The sequence below is a fragment of the Peribacillus sp. SIMBA_075 genome (assembly GCF_046534585.1).
In genome coordinates, this window is the sequence record NZ_JAWRYN010001155.1 from 1 (window position 1) to 252 (window position 252).

1 pseudogene is annotated in these 252 nt (G+C 45.2%); it reads left to right on the plus strand.

Annotation, left to right across the window (positions count from 1 at the left end):
- Position 1: 1 nt before the first annotated feature.
- A pseudogene (locus SB775_RS31930) lies at positions 2–252 on the plus strand (Na+/H+ antiporter subunit D); the annotation flags it as partial.

Below are 252 nucleotides of genomic sequence, written 5' to 3' on the forward strand. Positions count from 1 at the left end.
CCTGCCTATTTTAATTCCATTACTAGCCGCGACACTATTGATTTTTATGAATAAGAACATCATGCTGTCGAGAGGCTTTAGTGTCTTCGCCTCTCTTTCAGCCATTATCTGTAATCTCTATTTGGTCCAAACGATTTTCACAAGCGGCATCCAAACACTTTATTTGGGCGGCTGGAAAGCCCCATTTGGGATTGCCCTTGTTGCCGACCAGTTTGCTGCACTCCTTGTGCTGACCGCTTCCATTGTTGGACT